This window comes from Shewanella cyperi, from assembly GCF_017354985.1.
Classification (GTDB): Bacteria; Pseudomonadota; Gammaproteobacteria; order Enterobacterales; family Shewanellaceae; genus Shewanella; species Shewanella cyperi.
Genome location: NZ_CP071501.1, coordinates 3,732,110 through 3,757,544, shown reverse-complemented (window position 1 = coordinate 3,757,544; position 25,435 = coordinate 3,732,110). Strand labels below are relative to the sequence as shown.

Here is a 25,435-nt window from a genome sequence, read left to right as displayed (position 1 = left end):
CTTAGTGGACGTTATTTCACTTGTTCGTCAACAGTATATATTGTCCATTTCATATCGGCAGCTGTATCTTCACCCGTCAGCTCAGCAATTACCCGGCGATTGCGGGTGTGGGCCAGCGGGGTGTCCGATGGGTCCACGGGGCGGTCAAAGCTGTAACCAATAGCGGTCAGGCGATCGGCGGCAATGCCAAACTGCTGTGCCAGCACAGTGGTCACGGCATTGGCGCGGTTTTGCGACAGCTCCTGGTTATGCTCATGGGAGCCGGTACGGCTGCAGTGTCCCTCAATGGTCACCTTGGTATTGGGATACTGACGCATAAAGGTCGCCAGCTCTTCTATCTGGCCATAGTACTGGGGATCCAGGTAGAAGGAGTCATTGGCGAACAGAATTTTCAGCTCACGGCGTTCATTGATTGGTTTGATCTTACCGCAACCGTAGTTGTCTATGGATGCACCGCGCACTGTGCCGGCGCAGCGTTCCCGGGCTTCAATCACACCATCGTGATCTATGTCGTTCAGGTCATGTACCTGGTTGGTTGGGTTATCCATGTTGACGGTATCGCGCATGGAACAGGCACCGAGCATGGACATTGCCAGCAATAAGTATAAGGCTTTCATTAGTTTACTCCTCCTTCGTAGTTGCGCTCACCTTTCCATGTTTCCGGACGAGTGACCCTCAGGGAGTCGAGCAAACGGCCGGTGGCATTGAGCACCCGGTACTTGGCAACGATTTCGTCAAATTCAGCCTGCAGGTAGTCTTTGCGTGCTTCGAACAGTTCATTCTCGGTATCCAGCAAATCGAGCAAGGTGCGTTGGCCCAGGTTGAATTGCTGTGAGTAAGCCACTTGCGTGTCTTTGGCCGCCACTACGTGCTCACGTATGTACTGTTTCTGTGGTGCCAGCATTTCAAAGGCATTCCAGGCCAGATTGGCGCCTTCAAGTACCTCACGGTAGGCTCGTTGACGGATTTCCTTGGCTTCGCTGATCTTGTAGGCCGCTTCTTTCTCGCGGGCCAAATCCTTGCCACCGGCGAACAGGTTGTAGCGAACCCTCACCATGGCCAGCAGGTCATTGCTGTAGCCGTTAACGTTCTGGCTGGGGATGATGCTCTTGCCGTCTTCACCGTCGAGATCGTTATTCCAGTTGCCGTCCAACTCCAGGGTAACCTTGGGATAGTAGTTGGCTTGGGCTGATGAACGCTCATGTTCGGCGGCATTGATGTCGGCTGCGGCAGACTTGAGTATCGGATGATTTTCCTGAGCCAATGTCACTGTGCTTGGGAGATCAGCCGGCAGCATGTCGGCATCGGGTACCGGGATAATCATATCGTCCGGCTCCATTTCCACCACTCTCAGGTATTGGGCCTTGGCGTCGTAGAAATTATTGCGGGCAGCCATCACATTGGCGTTGGCGCGGGCCAGACGGCCGGTGATTTGCGACAAGTCGGCAATTGAGCCCAGGCCAGAATCGGTACGCTGTTTGATTTGATCGTAAATGTCTTGGTGTGTTTTGAGGTTCTTTTCAGCCAGTTGCAATACCTGTTCGGTACGCAGGTAATTGACATAGACCTTGGATACGTCCAGCGCCATGTCTTCGGCGGCAGAGAAAAGAGCCCACTGATCGGCACTGGCTTCGAAGCTGAAACGATCAATTTCGCTGCTGGTGTAGAAGCCATCGAACAACATTTGTTTGATGCTGATGCCAAATTCGCCACGGTCCAACTCGACCTCATCTTTGCCACGGCGACGGGTGGCTGGACTATCGGTATTCTCGTAACCATAGCCACCTGTGATGTCTATGGTCGGCATGTAGCCGGCAATGGCCTGGTTGACTTGTTCTTCCCTGGCCTTGAAGCGATTGAATGCCACCCTCAGCTGAGGATGGGTATCCAGCGTATGGGCAACGGCCTGCTCCAGGGTATGACTGGAAGCTGTGGCCGGCAGCATCAATGCGCCAACCGCCAGTGCCAAGGCACTGCGCCTGAGCTGCAGCATAAGTTTATCGTTCATTTGAAACCCTCCCGGTTTACTGTGCCTAGCGCTCCCTGAGCGCGTTCTCTCTGGCTCTAAGTATTGGATTTAATATGTACTCAAGAATAGATCTTTGCCCTGTGATCACATCGACCGAAGTCAGCATCCCAGGGATAATTGGCATCTGTGTGCCATCCTCTTTAACTAAATTGGACTCTTCGGTCCGAACTCTGATGAGGTAGAAGCTATTGCCCTCCTCATCCTGGGTAGTATCGGCACTGATGTGCTCCACCGTCCCATTTAAACCACCATAACGGGTAAAATCGTAGGCCGTAACCTTCACCACGGCCGGCAAGCCCGGATGCAGGAAGGCAATATCCTTGGGGCTGATGCGGGCTTCAATCAGCAGCTTGTCTTCCGATGGCACTATCTCAATAATGTCCACCCCGGGCTGCACCACACCGCCCAGGGTGTTAATGTGGACGGTTTTCACCGTGCCATTGACCGGAGAGGTGATCACCGCCTTGCTGACCTTGTCCTGGGCACCGACCTGGGCTTCATTCATCCGTGACAAGCGGGTTTGTAGCTCGCTGAGCTGGGTGCGGGCATCGCTGGCGTAGACAAACACGGCTTCGCGGCGCTTGAGTATGGCTTCATCCAAGGTGGCCTTGGCCTTGGGCTGCATAACCCGCAGTGACTTGAGTTCCCCCTGCAGATCGTTGACCGTTCTTTGCAGCTTGAGCAGTTCCACCTCGGGCACTATGCCTTTTTCCGCCAGCGGCTTGGTCAGCTCCAGCTCTCGGCTGATCAACTGGAAGCTGGTGGTTAGGGTGGTGATCTTGGAGGCCAGATCTTCGGCTTCCTGTTGTCGCTGCTGGATCTGACGGGCGAGGATCTCCAGCTGGTTTTCCAGGTTTGACAGACGGCCGTTGTAATCTGCTTGCTGGCGGTTTACCAGTTCAGGCTTGTCGGCTATCAGGTTGCCGGGGAAGGTCAGTGGATGTTTGGTGATCCGCACCTGCTCGCGCCAGTCTTTGGCCATGTCGGACACCTGGATGCTGTCCAGCTCGGCCTTGAGGCGAATCACAGTGGCTTGCAGGCTGTAGACTTCCTGTTCCTGCTGGGCGTAGTCTGAGCGGAAACGGGTATCGTCTATGCGGGCCAGAGGCTGGCCCTTGGTGACCATATTACCTTCACGAACAAAGAGTTCCTGCAGTATGCCGCCGTCGAGACTCTGTATGACCTGCACCTGTGACGAGGGGATTACTTTGCCACTGCCGGTGGTGACCCGGTCCAGTTCCGCAAAGTAGGCCCACAGCAAAAAGACGAAGGCAAAGGCTGCCAAAGCCCAGATGGTCAGGCGGTGGCTGGTGGGAGCATCGGCCATCATGGCGCCATAGATGTCATCCACCATCTCCAGATCCTGGGTTGTCAGATGCTTGCTCATGGCTTCTGCCCTCCGGCCAGCAAACCAAGGCTGAGTTTTTCCAGCACCTCGGCCTTGGGGCCATCGGCCAGTACATGGCCGCGTTCCAGCACTATGATGCGATCCACCAGTTTCAGCAGGTGCATCTTGTGGGTGATGAGCAGCAGGGTTCGGTCCTTGGAGACGTTCTCCATGGCACGGATAAATTGCTTCTCGGCTCGGGCATCTAAACTGGCCGTGGGTTCATCCATCAACAGGATCGGCGGGTCGTTAAGTGTCGCGCGGGCCAAAGCCACGGTCTGACGCTGGCCCCGTGACAGGGCTTGACCGCCTTCGCCCACCTGCTGGTCGAGCCCCTCTGACTCGAGGTTGGTGAATAGGCTGACCCCGGACAATTGCACTGCCCGTATCAACTGATGTTCTGACACCTGGCGGGTGCCGAACAATATATTGTCGCGTATGCTGCCGTGGAACAGGACCACATCCTGGGGCAGGTAACCGAAATTGCGCCTCAGATCGCTGGGGTGGATCTGGGCACTGTCCAGGCCGTCGTAGCGCAGGCTGCCCTTGGTGGGCTGGTACAATCCAACCAGCAGCTTGGCCAGGGTACTTTTGCCACTGCCGTTTCGGCCAATGATGGCCACCCGCTCGCCGGGCTGTATGCTGATGCTGCAAGGGTGCAGCACAGGTTTTTCGGAGCCGGGGTAATTAAAGCCCACATGGTCGGCTTCTATCTTGCCGAGCAGTCTTTGCTTACTGACCAAGTGACCCTTGTTCTCGAATTCGTCTTCCTGGGTCATGATGCCGTCCAGCTGACGCAGGGCGCTGGCGGTATGGTTACCGCGGGTAAGCAAGTTTGCCAGTTGCGCCATGGGTGAAATGGCACGGCTGGAGAGCATGACGGCGGCTATGATGCCACCCATGGAGATCTCATTCTCTGCGACCCGGTAAACCCCAAGGATCACTACGCTGACCACTGTCAGTTGCACCATAAAGTTGGCGGTATTGGCCACGGCATTGGTTAACTTTTTTGATTTAAGCTGCCAGGTGGCTGTATGGCCAATCATCTGTTGCCAGGATTTCTGCACCAAACCCTCGGCACCGTAGGCCTTGATGGATTCCAGTGCCGCCAAACTTTCGATCAGGTGGCCGTGTTTGAGGCTGGAGAATTTGTTGCTTTCTTCAATGGCGGCCTTGAGTTTGGGCTGCACATACAGGGTGTAACCTATGATGATCAAACCGCCAAACAGAGGCACCAAGGCCAGATCACCCGATACTATGTAAATGATTAACAGGAAAAATAGCGCAAAGGGCAGATCCACCAGGGTGGTGATGGTAGCCGAAGTAAGAATGTCTCTTATGCTGTCGAATTCACCCAGCTGTTTGGCCATGCCACCGACGCTGGGAGAGCGCTTGGCCAGCGGTATACCAATGGCTTTGGCAAACAGCCTGGATGAGACTATGATGTCGACTTTTTTCCCTGCCACGTCAATCAGGTAGCTCCTGAGTTGCCGCATGATTAAGTCAAATATATAGGCTATCGAGGCTCCGATAGCCAACACCCAGAGAGATTCGAAAGCCAGGTTAGGCACCACCTTGTCGTAGACGTTCATGATGAACAGCGGTGACACCAGGGCGAACAGGTTAACCAGGATGGAGGCGATCAACACATCCCGGTAGATGGGGGTGGCATCCTTCAGGGTCTGCAATAACCAATGATGTTTGTGGTCGTGACGATAGACGTCGAATCCCATGTCACCACGGTACTGCTGCTTGACCAGAAACAGGTAACCCACATACAGGGCTTCCAATGCCTCGATGGACAGGGTTTCTTCGCCACCGGTTTCAGGAAGCTGAATCACGGCAGTGTCATTTTCATGATCCAATTTGCGCAGCAAACAGGCTTTCTTGTCTTTCAGCAGCAGGATGCAGGGCAGCATGATCGCTGACACCTGATCCAACCCCTTGCGAGTCAGACGCGCAGTCAAGCCCGCCCTGGCTGCTGCCTGGGGGAGTAAGTCAGGCGTCAACAGGGCGCCGCTAATGGGCAAGCCGGCCGCCAGCGAGTCGCTGGAACAGGGGCTTCCAAAATATTCAGTCAGGAGTACGAGACTATCGAGTAAGGGATCAACTGTGACCCGAGTGGAGGCAGAGATAGTCCATTGCTCCTGCTTTTCAGAGGCAGTGAGAGACACCTTGGGTTGTTACCTTTGTATTTTTAATGCGTTACGCTAAGTATCAACCAAGGTGAGCGATATTGCTACCGCTCACCTTGGGATTCACTTGTTAAGGTATGTAGTGACCGCTGAAGTTATGGCTTTGCTCATCCAGCGTTGAAGAACCGCTGCTCACAGATTGGATACCGGGGCTGTCAGAGGTGGTATCTATGATGAGTGGGCCGTTGCCGTCGCCGAGCAAACCATTAATGATGCCTGTCTCGTTTGTTGCCTCAACACCATATTCTGCTGCCAGGTCCACACCGTCGAGCACAATGCGTTGGTCGACTTGGCCATCCTTGTCTGCATCTATCTCTATGGTAGTGGAGCCATTCTCTATGGTGAAGCTCAGGAAGCCTTCCAGGCTGTATTGATCTTCACCCTGGAGCAGATCGCTCAGATCCAGTTTGTCCTGACTGATGTCGAAGTCGACGATATGATCGGTACCAGTATCACCGGCTTGCCAAACGAAGGTGTCAGCACCGAGGCCACCTATCAGGGTGTCGTCACCTTGACCGCCAATTAACATGTCATCGCCGGACTCACCATCCAGGTAATCGTTGCCATCGCCACCAATCAGATCCGAGCTGGCAGAGCCGCCACGAATGGAAATGGAGGTGTCAGCTCCGTCCTGGATAACGATTTCCAGTCTTGGGCTGAAGCCATTTTCCAGTGGTGATTGGGTCTGTACGACCCAATCGTCAAAGGTGAACACGCCACCATTATCGGTAAAGACACTGCTGTCAATGGTCCAGGTGCCATCACCATTGTCATGAATTTCCAGGCTGGCATCTTGCGCCGAGTAAATCTTGGCGCCGGCGGGGAAGCCTGACAAAGTGATACTTTGAATGCTCTCGCTGCCGTCCAGATCCGTAAATTCATAGGATGCTGTGATGGGGTAGACATAAGCAGTCTGGGTAACGCCTGACGTGGTCATGCTCAGCAGTGTGGAACCGTTGCCACCATTTGAACTGCCGGACAATTCAAAGCTGAATGAATTGAAGGCCACTTCACTGTGCAGCACCATGGTTTCCTGGCTGTTTTGATTACCAGAGAAGGTGTAGCTCTGCACTGTTGTGGTGCCATCAATATTGTGCATGGTAAAGGTGATAGTTTGACCTGAAGCATTCTTGAAGGTCAGAGCAATGTCTGTCAGATAGCTTGGCAAATCGATGTTCATGTAATCGTCGCCATCTATCCGGAAATCGCCACCGCGGCCAACACCAATACCTTGCCCGTTGCTGACACTCAGGGACTCACCTTCCCTGGTGGTAATTGTGGTGCCGTCCTCATAGACGATTTTGACAATATCATTGCTGTGTGAGCCGGTACCTTTGTAGGTGGTATAGCCTGAATCAAAATTGATCAGTATTTCAGTGACATCGCCCAATGTGACGCCAAACTCTTGTCCGGCAATATCCGCAACAGGGATCACTGTGCCCGTGACGGTAGCAGTTGCCTCGCCGCCGTCGAGATCTTCGATAACGTAATCAAAGGTCACTGGACCGCTGTAATTCGCAGTTGGAGTGAAGGTGATTTCGCCCTCAGCACTGATGAATATGGTGCCGTGATCGACAGCAATGAATTGCTCCCCGCCCGTCAGCAGGACTCCGTTGATAGACTTGATTATTAACCCTTCACCAATATCGTTACCCAGCAGATCCAAGGCGTCAGAAGTCTGGTCTTCCATTACCGAGAAACTGTCGTCATTGGCGATCGCGATATCGTCTACCGGATTGACAGTGATTGAAACTGTGGCCGTATCTGTACCGCCGTTACCATCGGAAACTGTGTAGGTAAAGCTAATGGGGACTGGCTCACTACCGTCATGGCTGTAGCTGAAACTGCCGTCTTGATTAATGGTCAGTGTGCCGCCTGAAATGGCTACTGTTGCTACACCATTGACGAAGTTGAGAAGTTCTCCATTGATATGGGTGATGTTGAGTTCGTCACCCTCTGGGTCGCTGTCAACACCTGCACCTGTGTCATCTGTGATGATATTGCCTGACACTGTGTCGCCTTCATCCACAGAGTAGCTGTTTGCCAGTGCCACTGGCTCATCATTTTCAGGGGTAACCACGATCGTCAGGGTAGCGGTGGCACCGGTGTTGGTGGTGTAGGTCACCACCGGCACGTTGCCGTTCCAGTCGGCATTGGGAGTAAAGCTGTAAGAGCCGTCGGCATTGAGCACCAGGGTGCCGCCGTCGAGTTCAACGCTGTCACCGGCGCTGTAGCTGTTGCCGTTCACTTCGAAGCTGACCACCGACAGGTCGTCATCCACGTCGCTGTCGTTGTCGAGCACGTTGCCGCTGGCCACCGTGTCTTCGGCTACGGTGTTGAAGTCATTGACCGCATTGGTGGCATCGTCCACCGGGGTGACCACGATGGTCAGGGTGGCGGTGGCACCGGTGTTGGTGGTGTAGGTCACCACCGGCACGTTGCCGTTCCAGTCTGCGTTGGGGGTGAAGCTGTAGCTGCCGTCGGCGTTCAGCACCAGGGTGCCGCCGTCGAGCTCGACGCTGTCACCGGCGCTGTAGACGGTCTCATCACCGGCGATGGTGAAGCTGACCACCGACAGTTCGCTGTCGATGTCGCTGTCGTTGTCGAGCACGTTGCCGCTGGCCACCGTGTCTTCGGCTACGGTGTTGAAGTCATTGACCGCGTTGGTGGCATCGTCCACCGGCGTCACGACGATCGTCAGGGTGGCGGTGGCACCGGTGTTGGTGGTGTAGGTCACCACCGGCACGTTGCCGTTCCAGTCTGCGTTGGGAGTGAAGCTGTAAGAGCCGTCGGCGTTCAGCACCAGGGTGCCGCCGTCGAGCTCGACGCTGTCACCGGCGCTGTAGCTGTTGCCGTTCACTTCGAAGCTGACCACGGTCAGGTCGTCATCCACGTCGCTGTCGTTGTCGAGCACGTTGCCGCTGGCAACCGTGTCTTCGGCTACGGTGTTGAAGTCATTGACCGCGTTGGTGGCATCGTCCACCGGAGTCACGACGATGGTCAGGGTGGCGGTGGCACCGGTGTTGGTGGTGTAGGTCACCACCGGCACGTTGCCGTTCCAGTCTGCGTTGGGAGTGAAGCTGTAAGAGCCGTCGGCGTTCAGCACCAGGGTGCCGCCGTCGAGCTCGACGCTGTCACCGGCGCTGTAGCTGTTGCCGTTCACTTCAAAGCTGACCACGGTCAGGTCGTCATCGACGTCGCTGTCGTTGTCGAGCACGTTGCCGCTGGCGACGGTATCTTCGGCTACGGTGTTGAAGTCATTGACCGCGTTGGTGGCATCGTCCACCGGGGTCACGACGATCGTCAGGGTGGCGGTGGCACCGGTGTTGGTGGTGTAGGTCACCACCGGCACGTTACCGTTCCAATCTGCGTTGGGGGTGAAGCTGTAAGAGCCGTCGGCATTGAGCACCAGGGTGCCGCCGTCGAGTTCAACGCTGTCACCGGCGCTGTAGCTGTTGCCGTTCACTTCGAAGCTGACCACGGTCAGGTCGTCATCCACATCGCTGTCGTTGTCGAGCACGTTGCCGCTGGCCACCGTGTCTTCGGCTACGGTGTTGAAGTCATTGACCGCGTTGGTGGCATCGTCCACCGGCGTCACGACGATCGTCAGGGTGGCGGTGGCACCGGTGTTGGTGGTGTAGGTCACCACCGGCACGTTGCCGTTCCAGTCTGCGTTGGGAGTGAAGCTGTAAGAGCCGTCGGCGTTGAGCACCAGGGTGCCGCCGTCGAGCTCGACGCTGTCACCGGCGCTGTAGCTGTTGCCGTTCACTTCAAAGCTGACCACGGTCAGGTCGTCATCGACGTCGCTGTCGTTGTCGAGCACGTTGCCGCTGGCGACGGTATCTTCGGCTACGGTGTTGAAGTCATTGACCGCGTTGGTGGCATCGTCCACCGGCGTCACGACGATCGTCAAGGTGGCGGTGGCACCGGTGTTGGTGGTGTAGGTCACCACCGGCACGTTGCCGTTCCAGTCTGCGTTGGGGGTGAAGCTGTAGCTGCCGTCGGCGTTCAGCACCAGGGTGCCGCCATCGAGCTCGACGCTGTCACCGGCGCTGTAGACGGTCTCATCACCGGCGATGGTGAAGCTGACCACCGACAGTTCGCTGTCGATGTCGCTGTCGTTGTCGAGCACGTTGCCGCTGGCCACCGTGTCTTCGGCTACGGTGTTGAAGTCATTGACCGCGTTGGTGGCATCGTCCACCGGCGTCACGACGATCGTCAGGGTGGCGGTGGCACCGGTGTTGGTGGTGTAGGTCACCACCGGCACGTTGCCGTTCCAGTCTGCGTTGGGAGTGAAGCTGTAAGAGCCGTCGGCGTTCAGCACCAGGGTGCCGCCGTCGAGCTCGACGCTGTCACCGGCGCTGTAGCTGTTGCCGTTCACTTCGAAGCTGACCACGGTCAGGTCGTCATCCACGTCGCTGTCGTTGTCGAGCACGTTGCCGCTGGCAACCGTGTCTTCGGCTACGGTGTTGAAGTCATTGACCGCGTTGGTGGCATCGTCCACCGGAGTCACGACGATGGTCAGGGTGGCGGTGGCACCGGTGTTGGTGGTGTAGGTCACCACCGGCACGTTGCCGTTCCAGTCTGCGTTGGGAGTGAAGCTGTAAGAGCCGTCGGCGTTCAGCACCAGGGTGCCGCCGTCGAGCTCGACGCTGTCACCGGCGCTGTAGCTGTTGCCGTTCACTTCAAAGCTGACCACGGTCAGGTCGTCATCGACGTCGCTGTCGTTGTCGAGCACGTTGCCGCTGGCGACGGTATCTTCGGCTACGGTGTTGAAGTCATTGACCGCGTTGGTGGCATCGTCCACCGGGGTCACGACGATCGTCAGGGTGGCGGTGGCACCGGTGTTGGTGGTGTAGGTCACCACCGGCACGTTGCCGTTCCAGTCTGCGTTGGGGGTGAAGCTGTAGCTGCCGTCGGCGTTCAGCACCAGGGTGCCGCCGTCGAGCTCGACGCTGTCACCGGCGCTGTAGCTGTTGCCGTTCACTTCGAAGCTGACCACGGTCAGGTCGTCATCGACGTCGCTGTCGTTGTCGAGCACGTTGCCGCTGGCCACCGTGTCTTCGGCTACGGTGTTGAAGTCATTGACCGCATTGGTGGCATCGTCCACCGGGGTCACGACGATCGTCAGGGTGGCGGTGGCACCGGTGTTGGTGGTGTAGGTCACCACCGGCACGTTGCCGTTCCAGTCTGCGTTGGGGGTGAAGCTGTAAGAGCCGTCGGCGTTCAGCACCAGGGTGCCGCCGTCGAGCTCGACGCTGTCACCGGCGCTGTAGACGGTCTCATCACCGGCGATGGTGAAGCTGACCACAGACAGTTCGTCATCGACGTCGCTGTCGTTGTCGAGCACGTTGCCGCTGGCCACCGTGTCTTCCGCCACGGTGTTGAAGTCATTGACCGCATTGGTGGCGTCATCCACCGGCGTGACCACTATGGTCAGGGTGGCGGTGGCGCCGGTGTTGGTGGTGTAGGTCACCACCGGCACGTTGCCGTTCCAGTCTGCGTTGGGGGTGAAGCTGTAAGAGCCGTCGGCGTTCAGCACCAGGGTGCCGCCGTCGAGCTCGACGCTGTCACCGGCGCTGTAGCTGTTGCCATTCACTTCGAAGCTGGCGACCGACAGGTCGTCATCCACGTCGCTGTCGTTGTCGAGCACGTTGCCGCTGGCAACCGTGTCTTCGGCTACGGTGTTGAAATCATTGACCGCATTGGTGGCGTCGTCCACCGGGGTCACGACGATCGTCAGGGTGGCGGTGGCACCGGTGTTGGTGGTGTAGGTCACCACCGGCACGTTGCCGTTCCAGTCTGCGTTGGGGGTGAAGCTGTAAGAGCCGTCGGCATTGAGCACCAGGGTGCCGCCGTCGAGCTCGACGCTGTCACCGGCGCTGTAGCTGTTGCCGTTCACTTCGAAGCTGACCACGGTCAGGTCGTCATCCACGTCGCTGTCGTTGTCGAGCACGTTGCCGCTGGCCACAGTGTCTTCGGCTACGGTGTTGAAGTCATTGACCGCATTGGTGGCATCGTCCACCGGGGTCACGACGATCGTCAGGGTGGCGGTGGCACCGGTGTTGGTGGTGTAGGTCACCACCGGCACGTTGCCGTTCCAGTCTGCGTTGGGGGTGAAGCTGTAAGAGCCATCGGCGTTCAGCACCAGGGTGCCGCCGTCGAGCTCGACGCTGTCACCGGCGCTGTAGTTGTTGCCATTCACTTCGAAGCTGACCACGGTCAGGTCGTCATCCACATCGCTGTCGTTGTCGAGCACGTTGCCGCTGGCCACCGTGTCTTCAGCCACGGTGTTGAAGTCATTGACCGCGTTGGTGGCGTCATCCACCGGGGTCACGACGATCGTCAGGGTGGCGGTGGCACCGGTGTTGGTGGTGTAGGTCACCACCGGCACGTTGCCGTTCCAGTCTGCGTTGGGGGTGAAGCTGTAAGAGCCGTCGGCGTTCAGCACCAGGGTGCCGCCGTCGAGCTCGACGCTGTCACCGGCGCTGTAGCTGTTGCCATTCACTTCGAAGCTGACCACCGACAGTTCGTCATCGACGTCGCTGTCGTTGTCGAGCACGTTGCCGCTGGCCACCGTGTCTTCGGCTACGGTGTTGAAGTCATTGACCGCGTTGGTGGCATCGTCCACCGGGGTCACGACGATCGTCAGGGTGGCGGTGGCACCGGTGTTGGTGGTGTAAGTCACCACCGGCACGTTGCCGTTCCAGTCGGCATTGGGGGTGAAGCTGTAAGAGCCGTCGGCGTTCAGCACCAGGGTGCCGCCGTCGAGTTCAACGCTGCTGCCGGCCGCATAACTGTTGCCATCCACTTCAAAACTGGTCACGGACAGATCGTTGTCGATGTCGCTGTCGTTGTCGAGTACGTTGCCGCTGGCGACGGTATCTTCGGCTACGGTGTTGAAGTCATTGACCGCGTTGGTGGCATCGTCCACCGGGGTCACGACGATCGTCAGGGTGGCGGTGGCACCGGTGTTGGTGGTGTAGGTCACCACCGGCACGTTACCGTTCCAATCTGCGTTGGGGGTGAAGCTGTAAGAGCCGTCGGCATTGAGCACCAGGGTGCCGCCGTCGAGTTCAACGCTGTCACCGGCGCTGTAGCTGTTGCCGTCCACTTCGAAGCTGACCACCGACAGTTCGTTATCCACGTCGCTATCGTTGTCGAGCACGTTGCCAGTGGCAACCGTGTCTTCGGCTACGGTGTTGAAGTCATTGACCGCGTTGGTGGCATCGTCCACCGGCGTCACGACGATCGTCAAGGTGGCGGTGGCACCGGTGTTGGTGGTGTAGGTCACCACCGGCACGTTGCCGTTCCAGTCTGCGTTGGGGGTGAAGCTGTAGCTGCCGTCGGCGTTCAGCACCAGGGTGCCGCCATCGAGCTCGACGCTGTCACCGGCGCTGTAGACGGTCTCATCACCGGCGATGGTGAAGCTGACCACCGACAGTTCGCTGTCGATGTCGCTGTCGTTGTCGAGCACGTTGCCGCTGGCCACCGTGTCTTCGGCTACGGTGTTGAAGTCATTGACCGCGTTGGTGGCATCGTCCACCGGCGTCACGACGATCGTCAGGGTGGCGGTGGCACCGGTGTTGGTGGTGTAGGTCACCACCGGCACGTTGCCGTTCCAGTCTGCGTTGGGGGTGAAGCTGTAGCTGCCGTCGGCATTGAGCACCAGGATGCCGCCGTCGAGCTCGACGCTGTCACCGGCGCTGTAGCTGTTGCCGTTCACTTCGAAGCTGACCACGGTCAGGTCGTCATCCACGTCGCTGTCGTTGTCGAGCACGTTGCCGCTGGCAACCGTGTCTTCGGCTACGGTGTTGAAGTCATTGACCGCGTTGGTGGCATCGTCCACCGGCGTCACGACGATCGTCAAGGTGGCGGTGGCACCGGTGTTGGTGGTGTAGGTCACCACCGGCACGTTGCCGTTCCAGTCTGCGTTGGGGGTGAAGCTGTAGCTGCCGTCGGCGTTCAGCACCAGGGTGCCGCCGTCGAGCTCGACGCTGTCACCGGCGCTGTAGCTGTTGCCGTTCACTTCAAAGCTGACCACGGTCAGGTCGTCATCGACGTCGCTGTCGTTGTCGAGCACGTTGCCGCTGGCGACGGTATCTTCGGCTACGGTGTTGAAGTCATTGACCGCGTTGGTGGCATCGTCCACCGGGGTCACGACGATCGTCAGGGTGGCGGTGGCACCGGTGTTGGTGGTGTAGGTCACCACCGGCACGTTACCGTTCCAATCTGCGTTGGGGGTGAAGCTGTAAGAGCCGTCGGCATTGAGCACCAGGATGCCGCCGTCGAGTTCAACGCTGTCACCGGCGCTGTAGCTGTTGCCGTTCACTTCGAAGCTGACCACGGTCAGGTCGTCATCCACATCGCTGTCGTTGTCGAGCACGTTGCCGCTGGCCACCGTGTCTTCGGCTACGGTGTTGAAGTCATTGACCGCATTGGTGGCATCGTCCACCGGGGTAACCACGATCGTCAGGGTAGCGGTGGCACCGGTGTTGGTGGTGTAGGTCACCACCGGCACGTTGCCGTTCCAGTCTGCGTTGGGAGTGAAGCTGTAAGAGCCGTCGGCGTTCAGCACCAGGGTGCCGCCATCGAGCTCGACGCTGTCACCGGCGCTGTAGCTGTTGCCGTCCACTTCGAAGCTGACCACCGACAGTTCGTTATCCACGTCGCTGTCGTTGTCGAGCACGTTGCCGCTGGCCACCGTGTCTTCCGCCACGGTGTTGAAGTCATTGACCGCATTGGTGGCGTCATCCACCGGCGTGACCACTATGGTCAGGGTGGCGGTGGCGCCGGTGTTGGTGGTGTAGGTCACCACCGGCACGTTGCCGTTCCAGTCTGCGTTGGGAGTGAAGCTGTAAGAGCCGTCGGCGTTCAGCACCAGGGTGCCGCCGTCGAGCTCGACGCTGTCACCAGCGCTGTAGCTGTTGCCGTTCACTTCGAAGCTGACCACGGTCAGGTCGTCATCGACGTCGCTGTCGTTGTCGAGCACGTTGCCGCTGGCAACCGTGTCTTCGGCTACGGTGTTGAAATCATTGACCGCATTGGTGGCGTCGTCCACCGGGGTCACGACGATCGTCAGGGTGGCGGTGGCACCGGTGTTGGTGGTGTAGGTCACCACCGGCACGTTGCCGTTCCAGTCTGCGTTGGGGGTGAAGCTGTAAGAGCCGTCGGCATTGAGCACCAGGGTGCCGCCGTCGAGCTCGACGCTGTCACCGGCGCTGTAGCTGTTGCCGTTCACTTCGAAGCTGACCACGGTCAGGTCGTCATCCACGTCGCTGTCGTTGTCGAGCACGTTGCCGCTGGCCACCGTGTCTTCGGCTACGGTGTTGAAGTCATTGACCGCATTGGTGGCATCGTCCACCGGGGTCACGACGATCGTCAGGGTGGCGGTGGCACCGGTGTTGGTGGTGTAGGTCACCACCGGCACGTTGCCGTTCCAGTCTGCGTTGGGGGTGAAGCTGTAAGAGCCATCGGCGTTCAGCACCAGGGTGCCGCCGTCGAGCTCGACGCTGTCACCGGCGCTGTAGTTGTTGCCATTCACTTCGAAGCTGACCACGGTCAGGTCGTCATCCACATCGCTGTCGTTGTCGAGCACGTTGCCGCTGGCCACCGTGTCTTCGGCTACCGTTACTGTGTCGTTCTGCACTATGGACGGGTCGTCCACTGGGGTAACAACTAAGGTCAGAGTGGCGGTGGTGCCTACACTGGTGTTGTAGCTTATAACTGGTACTTCGCCGTTCCAGTTCTCGGCTGGTGTAAAGGTGTAGGAACCGTCGGCATTGAGTGTGAATGTGCCTGAAGTGAGAGTGACACTGGTGCCCGCACCATACTCAACGCCATCAATTATGAAGCTGGTGACTTCCACCTGCCCCAGGTTGTCACTGTCATTATCGAGCACATTGCCAGTGGCAACGGTATCCTCGGCAATCTGTTGAATATCATTATTGGCTATGGCTACCAGGTTGAAGCTCTCGCTGTCGCCATTTGCTGTAGAACCAGCGCTGAACAGTATTGTTTGGGTGTCATAGCCAGCGCCGGCCAAGGCTTCCGCGCCATCGCGCACCAAAGAGACAAAGCCTGAATCACCTTCATTTCCGGGTGCACCACCCGCGGCAGTGGCTGGTAAATCGGCTGTGGGGTCGTCACCGGCAGCAATTAAGTCCTGCAGCTGTTGAATTTCGGCATCGGATACGGACTCATTGGGAGCTGAAAACTCACCGCTATTAAAGCTGGAGCCATCCTGTAATTGCAGCTCCAGGTTGGCATTGTCTGCCAACAGGATTTCACTACCTTGCGGCAATGCATCCCCAAGCCTGAGCTCTTGCTCAAGTCCATTGCTGACTATATATACTTTTCCATCCAGGCTCTTTACCTGACTGTTTTGTGATGTGATCAATGATTTCATAGCCAGCCCCTGCAGCAAAAACGTCCGTATTCGAAAGCAACTTTATGTACTGCAAATGTTGCAAATATAGTGTTTGTGAAACTTATGAGAGCGAATGTTAATTGAGTTATTTAGTTAAGTCAATTATTTGACGGATGATGTGATTTTGTAAGTCAATGAAGTGTAAGGGTAAATGTCTTTTTTGGTTGAAAAATAAAACAGGAGTACGAATGTACTCCTGTTTTTATCATGGTTTTTAAGGTAGGGACTTGAGTTTAGGGGATGCTGTGCTCGTCCTGGAGCACTACATGGTTTGCTTCTGGCAGAATGGGGGGGGCAGGCGGTTGTGTTACCAGTAGGGCGTTATCACCCAGCATACCCTGGATAATGTCGGTTTCGTTGGCAGAACCATAGATAGCCGACAAATCCGTGCCATGCAGGACTATTGTGACAGTATCCCCGCCGGGGGCTGCACCGTTGCTATCAATGGTGATGGTGGTATCACCGCCTCCGAAGCTGAAGCTGAGGTAATCTTCCAAGCTGCCGTTTTCTTCATCAAGCAGAATATCTGATAAATCCAAAGCATCATGATCGGGGTCGAAATGGTAGACATCATCGGTACTGCCATCGGCTGAACCTGTATCCCACACCAATATATCTCTGTCTGTGTCTATCCCCGCATCCAGACTGTCGCTGCCCAGACCGCCAATCAGGTAATCGGCACCTGTGCCGCCTTCTATTGTGTCGTTTCCGCTACCGCCCAGCAGTTCGTCATCACCTGCCAGTCCTTTGATGATATCGTTACCTTCCCGGCCAACAATTTCATCGTTCAGATTGGCCCCTGTCAGTATATCTCCTTCAGTGGTGCCGAAAATCAAGTTATCGACATTGTCTGTGCCTGTGACAGTAATAGCGGTATCGGGCAAGAGTTCATGGGTAAAGGTCGCCTGAACAAAGCGGGCTTGGTACGAGCCGCCATCGTTATCCAGATAGGTGATGGTCCAAATGTCTCCCGCGGATACCGGATTGGCTGCCAGGTATTGGGCAAGGGTGGTGGATGGATCAGATTCCATTAATATGCTGTCGTAGGCCACGCTGGCCTTCATCAGACCTGAATCCACATCAAAGGTCCAATCTGTCACCCCGTTTGCAGCGGCAATGACAATAAAGGTGATGCCATTGATGGTGAGCCGGACCGAGACTTCGTCTTCCCTTTCCTGGCCAGTGACTCCACCTATCTCACCGGCCGGAATTGGGATATCGAAGGGCGATTTCTGGAAGTCGGTAAAGAGATCCAGGGTACCCAAACTGGGATCCGTATTAAGCACTTCGGCGAAACCACTGCTGACGGTTAAGTAAGCATCCTGATCGTTACCCGAGGTGAGTGGTGAACTGCCGTCGCCGATCAGAACACTGTTATCGCCAAGGCTATTTTGCGGCACGGTATGGATAACAAAGTCACCCTGCACCTGCTCAGCGCCCGAATTGACCGTGAAGGTGAGTGAAATATCCAGCTGACTGTCTAAATCGCCGTTGTCACCCGGCATGTAAACCAAGGTGCCCAATTCCGCGGCGGACAGGCTGACCGGGTTGTCAAAGTCAAATTGGGTCAACAGATTGGTATCATCATCCACATACCAGAGGGTACCTATGTCTGCGACCACGTTTTGATCCACAAAGGCCATGCTGATATTGGTAATGCTGATGGTGTCGTTAACATCTGTGTCTGTGGGCACGGCAATGTGCAGTGGGTAACCGTCGTCATAGGGGTTGAGCAGTTCGGCCATGGAGGCCGGTACCCAGATTTCCTTGGCGAACTCACCCTCTACAGCATCATTGGTGCCATTGATGGTGATGGAAACCGTTTTGGTGTCTGTGCCTCCGTTTCCATCATCCACAGTGACATCGAAGCTGAGGGTGATGGTCTCGCCCTCGCCCAGGAATTGGATCAGCTCATTGTCGATGCTGTAGGTCCAACCGCCATTAACCAGGTTAAAGCCGGCCACCAGGGCATTGATTTGGTCCTGGGTCAGGGCGCCGCCGCTCCAGCTGATGTCATTGTTGTACAGCGAGTTGACGCTGTGGCTGTCGTTGACATCCACGTCGCTAAAGCTGAGGGTGCCGCTGTCGGACAGCATGCCGGCGAGCACGTTGACATCCTCGGTGACGCTGCCGCTGGTATCGACGGTCAGTACCGGTGCATCGTTGGTGCCGTTGATGGTGATGGTCACGGTCTCGGTATCAATACCGCCATGGCCGTCATCGACGCTGACGTTGAAGCTCAAGGTGATGGTCTCACCCACCGCCAGGAACTGCACCAGGCTGTTGGCGATGCTGTAGTCCCAGCTGTCGCTGTCGGCACTGAAGCCGGCCACCAGGGCATTGATTTGGTCCTGGGTCAGGGCGCCGCCGCTCCAGCTGATGTCATTGTTGTACAGCGAGTTGACGCTGTGGCTGTCGTTGACATCCACGTCGCTAAAGCTGAGGGTGCCGCTGTCGGACAGCATGCCGGCGAGCACGTTGACATCCTCGGTGACGCTGCCGCTGGTATCGACGGTCAGTACCGGTGCATCGTTGGTGCCGTTGATGGTGATGGTCACGGTCTCGGTATCAATACCGCCATGGCCGTCATCGACGCTGACGTTGAAGCTTAAGGTGATGGTTTCACCCACCGCCAGGAACTGCACCAGGCTGTTGGCAATGCTGTAGTCCCAGCTGTCGCTGTCGGCACTGAAACCGGCCACCAGGGCATTGATTTGGTCCTGGGTCAGGGCGCCGCCGCTCCAGCTGATGTCATTGTTGTACAGCGAGTTGACGCTGTGGCTGTCGTTGACATCCACATCGGTAAAGCTGAGGGCGCCGCTGTCGGACAGCATGCCGGCGAGCACGTTGACATCCTCGGTGACGCTGCCGCTGGTATCGACGGTCAGTACCGGTGCATCGTTGGTGCCGTTGATGGTGATGGTCACGGTCTCGGTATCAATACCGCCATGGCCGTCATCGACGCTGACGTTGAAGCTTAAGGTGATGGTTTCACCCACCGCCAGGAACTGCACCAGGCTGTTGGCAATGCTGTAGTCCCAGCTGTCGCTGTCGGCACTGAAACCGGCCACCAGGGCATTGATTTGGTCCTGGGTCAGGGCGCCGCCGCTCCAGCTGATGTCATTGTTGTACAGCGAGTTGACGCTGTGGCTGTCGTTGACATCGACGTCGCTAAAGCTGAGGGTGCCGCTGTCGGACAGCATGCCGGCGAGCACGTTGACATCCTCGGTGACGCTGCCGCTGGTATCGACCGTCAGTACCGGTGCATCGTTGGTGCCGTTGATGGTGATGGTCACGGTCTCGGTATCAATACCGCCATGGCCGTCATCGACGCTGACGTTGAAGCTCAAGGTGATGGTCTCACCCACCGCCAGGAACTGCACCAGGCTGTTGGCGATGCTGTAGTCCCAGCTGTCGCTGTCGGCACTGAAACCGGCCACCAGGGCATTGATTTGGTCCTGGGTCAGGGCGCCGCCGCTCCAGCTGATGTCATTGTTGTACAGCGAGTTGACGCTGTGGCTGTCGTTGACATCGACGTCGCTAAAGCTGAGGGTGCCGCTGTCGGACAGCATGCCGGCGAGCACGTTGACATCCTCGGTGACGCTGCCGCTGGTATCGACGGTCAGTACCGGTGCATCGTTGGTGCCGTTGATGGTGATGGTCACGGTGTCGGTATCAATACCGCCATGGCCGTCATCGACGCTGACGTTGAAGCTTAAGGTGATGGTTTCACCCACCGCCAGGAACTGCACCAGGCTGTTGGCAATGCTGTAGTCCCAGCTGTCGCTGTCGGCACTGAAACCGGCCACCAGGGCATTGATTTGGTCCTGGGTCAGGGCGCCGCCGCTCCAGCTGATGTCATTGTTGTACAGCGAGTTGACGCTGTGGCTGTCGTTGACATCCACATCGGTAAAGCTGAGGGCGCCGCTGTCGGACAGCATGCCGGCGAGCACGTTGACATCCTCGGTGACGCTGCCGCTGGTATCGACGGTCAGTACCGGTGCATCGTTGGTGCCGTTGATGGTGATGGTCACGGTCTCGGTATCAATACCGCCATGGCCGTCATCGACGCTGACGTTGAAGCTTAAGGTGATGGTTTCACCCACCGCCAGGAACTGCACCAGGCTGTTGGCAATGCTGTAGTCCCAGCTGTCGCTGTCGGCACTGAAACCGGCCACCAGGGCATTGATTTGGTCCTGGGTCAGGGCGCCGCCGCTCCAGCTGATGTCATTGTTGTACAGCGAGTTGACGCTGTGGCTGTCGTTGACATCCACATCGGTAAAGCTGAGGGCGCCGCTGTCGGACAGCATGCCGGCGAGCACGTTGACATCCTCGGTGACGCTGCCGCTGGTATCGACGGTCAGTACCGGTGCATCGTTGGTGCCGTTGATGGTGATGGTCACGGTCTCGGTATCAATACCGCCATGGCCGTCATCGACGCTGACGTTGAAGCTCAAGGTGATGGTCTCACCCACCCCCAGGAACTGCACTAGGCTGTTGGCGATGCTGTAGTCCCAGCTGTCGCTGTCGGCACTGAAGCCGGCCACCAGGGCATTGATTTGGTCCTGGGTCAGGGCGCCGCCGCTCCAGCTGATGTCATTGTTGTACAGCGAGTTGACGCTGTGGCTGTCGTTGACATCCACGTCGGTAAAACTGAGGGCGCCGCTGTCGGACAGCATGCCGGCGAGCACGTTGACATCCTCGGTGACGCTGCCGCTGGTATCGACGGTCAGTACCGGTGCATCGTTGGTGCCGTTGATGGTGATGGTCACGGTCTCGGTATCAATACCGCCATGGCCGTCATCGACGCTGACGTTGAAGCTTAAGGTGATGGTTTCACCCACCGCCAGGAACTGCACCAGGCTGTTGGCAATGCTGTAGTCCCAGCTGTCGCTGTCGGCACTGAAACCGGCCACCAGGGCATTGATTTGGTCCTGGGTCAGGGCGCCGCCGCTCCAGCTGATGTCATTGTTGTACAGCGAGTTGACGCTGTGGCTGTCGTTGACATCCACGTCGGTAAAACTGAGGGCGCCGCTGTCGGACAGCATGCCGGCGAGCACGTTGACATCCTCGGTGACGCTGCCGCTGGTATCGACGGTCAGTACCGGTGCATCGTTGGTGCCGTTGATGGTGATGGTCACGGTCTCGGTATCAATACCGCCATGGCCGTCATCGACGCTGACGTTGAAGCTTAAGGTGATGGTTTCACCCACCGCCAGGAACTGCACCAGGCTGTTGGCAATGCTGTAGTCCCAGCTGTCGCTGTCGGCACTGAAACCGGCCACCAGGGCATTGATTTGGTCCTGGGTCAGGGCGCCGCCGCTCCAGCTGATGTCATTGTTGTACAGCGAGTTGACGCTGTGGCTGTCGTTGACATCCACGTCGGTAAAACTGAGGGCGCCGCTGTCGGACAGCATGCCGGCGAGCACGTTGACATCCTCGGTGACGCTGCCGCTGGTATCGACGGTCAGTACCGGTGCATCGTTGGTGCCGTTGATGGTGATGGTGACGGTGTCGGTATCGATACCGCCATGGCCGTCATCGACGCTGACGTTGAAGCTTAAGGTGATGGTTTCACCCACCGCCAGGAACTGCACCAGGCTGTTGGCGATGCTGTAGTCCCAGCTGTCGCTGTCGGCACTGAAGCCGGCCACCAGGGCATTGATTTGGTCCTGGGTCAGGGCGCCGCCGCTCCAGCTGATGTCATTGTTGTAGAGTGAGCTGACGCTGTGGCTGTCGTTGACATCGACATCGGTAAAGATGAGGGCGCCGCTGTCGGAGAGCATGCCGGCGAGCACGTTGACATCCTCGGTGACGCTGCCGCTGGTATCGACGGTCAGTACCGGTGCATCGTTGGTGCCTGTGATAGTGATATTTACCTGTTGACTGTCACTGGCGCCAAATTCGTCGGTCACAGTGACGGTAAAGCTTAAGGTAATGGTCTCACCCACCGCCAGGAATTGCACCAGGCTGTTGGCTATATTGAAGTCCCAGCTGTCGCTGTCGGCACTGAAGCCCGCCACCAGGGCATTAATTTCTGCCAGGGTGAGGGCGCCACCACTCCAACTGATGTCGCCATTGTAACTGGTGCTGATCTCGTGACTGTCCCCCACATCCACATCGGTAAAGCTGAGGGCGCCACTGTCGGACAGCATACCGGCGATGACATCGACATCTTCTATGACGCTGCCACTGTCATTCAGGGTCAATATCGGTGCATCGTTGCTGCCGACTATGGTGATGGTTACTTCCTGTGTGCTGGTTGCGCCATTTTGATCTGTGACTGTGACCAGGAAGGTTTCGGTACGGGTTTCGCCTTCCTGCAAACTGTCGGCAGCGCTGTTATCGATTGTATAGGTCCAGATGCCGGTTTCTGGATCTATGACGAAGCCACCGAACTCACCCTCGGCGTTACCACTCCAGGTCAATACGGCATCATGATCCGCATCTGTGGCCGTCAGGGTACCGGAGATTTCGGGAGAACCAGGATCGACATTGCCGTTATCAAAGTTACCCGCTTCTATAACAGTGCCATCGGCATCGCCTTCTGCAGGGGGATTGATGACAGGCCCGTCATTGGTGCCGTGGATGGTCAGGGTGACTACCTGGCTGTCGCTGGCACCGAATTCATCTGTGACGGTGACAGTAAAGCTGAGGGTAATGGTTTCACCTATCGACAGGAACTGCACCAGACTGTTGGCGATGCTGTAATCCCAGCTGTTGCTGTCGACACTGAAACCGGCCAGCAGGGCATTGATCTGATCCTGGGTCAGGCTGCCACCGCTCCAGCTGATATCGCCGTTATAGCTACTGCTCATCTGATGGTCGTCGCCCAGATCCACATCGGTGAAGCTGAGGGCGCCGCTGTCAATCAGCATACCGGCAGAGACATTTTGATCTTCGGTGACGCTGCCACTGGTCTCGGCGCTTAATATCGGTGCATCGTTGCTGCCGACTATGGTGATGGTCACTTCCTGAGTGGCAGTGGCGCCAAATTCATCGGTCACAGTAACGAGGAAGGTTTCAATGCGCACCTCACCTTCCTGCAGACTGTCGGCGGCGCTGTTATCGAGGACATAGGTCCAGGCACCTGTGGCCGCATCTATGCTGAAACTGCCGAAGGGACTGTCAGCATTTCCGCTCCAGGTGAGCACTGCACCGTTGTCGACGTCGCTGGCGCTGAGGTTACCGCTGATGGAAGGGACGCCGAGATTGAAGGAGCCATCGTCGAAGTTACCGGCTTCTATTACTGTGCCCAGATCCTGACCTTGCTCCGTGGTAATGACGGGGGCATCGTTGGTGCCGTGGATGGTCAGGGTGACTATCTGGCTGTCGCTGGCGCCAAATTCATCTGTGACGGTGACGGTAAAGCTGAGGGTAATGGTTTCGCCGACGGACAGGAATTGCACCAGGCTGTTGGCGATGCTGTAGTCCCAGCTGTTGCTGTCGACACTGAAACCGGCCAGCAGGGCATTGATCTGCTCCTGGGTCAGACTGCCACCGCTCCAGCTGATATCGCCGTTATAGCTACTGCTCATCTGATGGTCGTCGCCCAGATCCACATCGGTGAAGCTGAGGGCGCCGCTGTCAACCAGCATGCCGGCAGAGACATTTTGATCTTCGGTGACGCTGCCACTGGTCTCGGCGCTCAATATCGGCGCATCGTTGCTGCCGACTATGGTGATGGTCACTTCCTGGGTGGCAGTGGCGCCAAATTCATCGGTCACTGTGACGAGGAAAGTTTCAATGCGCACCTCTCCTTCCTGCAGACTGTCGGCGGCGCTGTTATCGAGGGTATAGGTCCAGGCACCTGTGGCCGCATCTATGCTGAAACTGCCGAAGGGACTGTCAGCATTTCCGCTCCAGGTCAGCACTGCACCATTGTCCACGTCGCTGGCGCTGAGGTTACCGCTGACGGAGGGGACGCCGGGATTGAAGGAGCCATCGTCGAAGTTACCGGCTTCTATTACTGTACCCAGATCCTGACCTTGCTCCGTGGTAATGACGGGGGCATCGTTGCTGCCGGTGATGGTTATGGTCAGGGTTTGGACACTGATATCGCCATCGGCGTCCTGCAACACGTAGCTGAAGACCTCATTCAGGGTCTGGCCCTGAGCCAGGGCCTGCACTGCTTGCAAACCGGTATTCAATTGATAGCTGTAACTGCCATCGCTATTGAGTGTCAGTACGCCAAAACTGCCATTGATTTGGCTGGCCTGGCCCACACTGATGTTGGTGGCACTTCCGGCGCCGGCCGCGGTAACCTGGGCCGTATCAGCGCCCTGGGTGTCGTTGGCGAGCAGGTTGCCGATCACCGCCAGACTGGTATCTTCTGACAGGCTGTTGCTGTCATTCTGGCCGCTGGGAGCATCGTCACCGACGCTGATGGTGAGGGTGCTTGAGGTGGTGACGCCAAGATTGTCGGTCAGCAGAAGTGAGAACAACTGGTTGAATATGTCCCCCTGGCTGTGATCGACGGCGGCAGTTTGGGTAAAGCTGAAGCTCAAAATACCGTTTGCCAGATCTACCCCGGAAATAGTCAGCACCCCATAAGAGGTGCTGATAGTCACAGGTCCATTGAATATGCCATCGGTCACAATGGCCACTCCGTCAATGCTGATGTTCAGTACACCGGAAGTGGCACTGAAGGCTAGGGTGCCATCTTGGGTAACCTGTTGGGCATCCGGGGTAGACCCCAGGGGTAAGGCAGCATCGGAGAAGGTGAGATTGGCATTGGCGAGGAATGGGGCTTCGGGGAGTATATCGGTCAGCAGAGGTTCTTGCTGGGCGGTCAGCGTCGTAGTTGTGAACCCTGTGGTATCCCATCCTGCACTGGCGAGGGTTTCGGCACCATCACGGCCGACACTGGTGTAGTCGAATCCACCCTCGGTTCCACCACCGCCGGCACCGGCTGCGGTTTCAGGTAAATCAGCTGTCGGATCCTGGCCTGCCAATATCTGGGCCTGCAGGGCGGCTATCTCCGCATCTGTGGCGTCAGCAGGCAGATCTGGCATCTGCGTTGAGGCTGGCGTTGTTTGTGCCTGAGACTGCATGTTCACTTCGCTCATGCGGGTGCCGTCTGCATACTCAATGACAAACTTATCATCGGAAGCAAATATCAATTGCTCCCCCTGGTGGATGATGTCACCAATATTTAATGTGCGAACGTTGCCTTGCTCATCCTTGGCCCTTAGCTGGCCAACTATCTGGGTGACAACTGCATCCTGTTGGTTGATTGCAATGCCCATGATCCTTACTCCGAGTGTCCGGCCTACCGCTGCCGGAAATGGGGGTGTCTGAGTCCACGCCAGAGGCAATGGTGCTACTTTAAGTCTGGGGAGCGAGACTGGACTGTCAAATTCATGACGCTTGACGGGTGGTTGGCACGGTTCAGG

General features: G+C 57.3%; 6 protein-coding genes. All 6 read right to left on the bottom strand.

Annotation, left to right across the window (positions count from 1 at the left end; translation table 11 throughout):
- Positions 1-11: 11 nt before the first annotated feature.
- The 6 genes from JYB84_RS16620 to JYB84_RS16595 all read right to left on the bottom strand — a co-directional run bounded on the left by JYB84_RS16620 (position 12) and on the right by JYB84_RS16595 (position 25,288).
- Entirely contained in the window at positions 12-617 is a 606-nt protein-coding gene (locus JYB84_RS16620) for an OmpA family protein (protein ID WP_207321124.1), read from the bottom strand.
- Positions 617-1,993: a TolC family outer membrane protein gene (locus JYB84_RS16615; protein ID WP_407696040.1), complete on the bottom strand. Its 1,377-nt coding sequence runs from the start codon at positions 1,991-1,993 to the stop codon at positions 617-619. Before JYB84_RS16615 ends, JYB84_RS16620 begins: the two co-directional genes overlap by 1 nt.
- 40 nt (positions 1,994-2,033) lie before the next feature.
- On the bottom strand, positions 2,034-3,416 hold the full coding sequence (locus JYB84_RS16610) for an HlyD family type I secretion periplasmic adaptor subunit (RefSeq protein ID WP_207321122.1): 1,383 nt from the start codon (positions 3,414-3,416) through the stop codon (positions 2,034-2,036).
- Entirely contained in the window at positions 3,413-5,590 is a 2,178-nt protein-coding gene (locus JYB84_RS16605) for a type I secretion system permease/ATPase (RefSeq protein WP_207321121.1), read from the bottom strand. The genes JYB84_RS16610 and JYB84_RS16605 overlap by 4 nt, the downstream gene beginning before the upstream one ends.
- A 91-nt stretch (positions 5,591-5,681) precedes the next feature.
- Positions 5,682-16,019 carry a retention module-containing protein gene (locus JYB84_RS16600; RefSeq protein ID WP_207321120.1) on the bottom strand — a complete coding sequence of 3,446 codons (10,338 nt, stop codon included), beginning with the start codon at positions 16,017-16,019 and terminating at the stop codon, positions 5,682-5,684.
- A 254-nt stretch (positions 16,020-16,273) separates the two neighbouring features.
- The gene (locus JYB84_RS16595; protein ID WP_207321119.1) at positions 16,274-25,288 is read right to left on the bottom strand and encodes a retention module-containing protein; all 9,015 of its coding nucleotides are present in this window, start codon (positions 25,286-25,288) and stop codon (positions 16,274-16,276) included.
- Positions 25,289-25,435 lie beyond the last annotated feature (147 nt).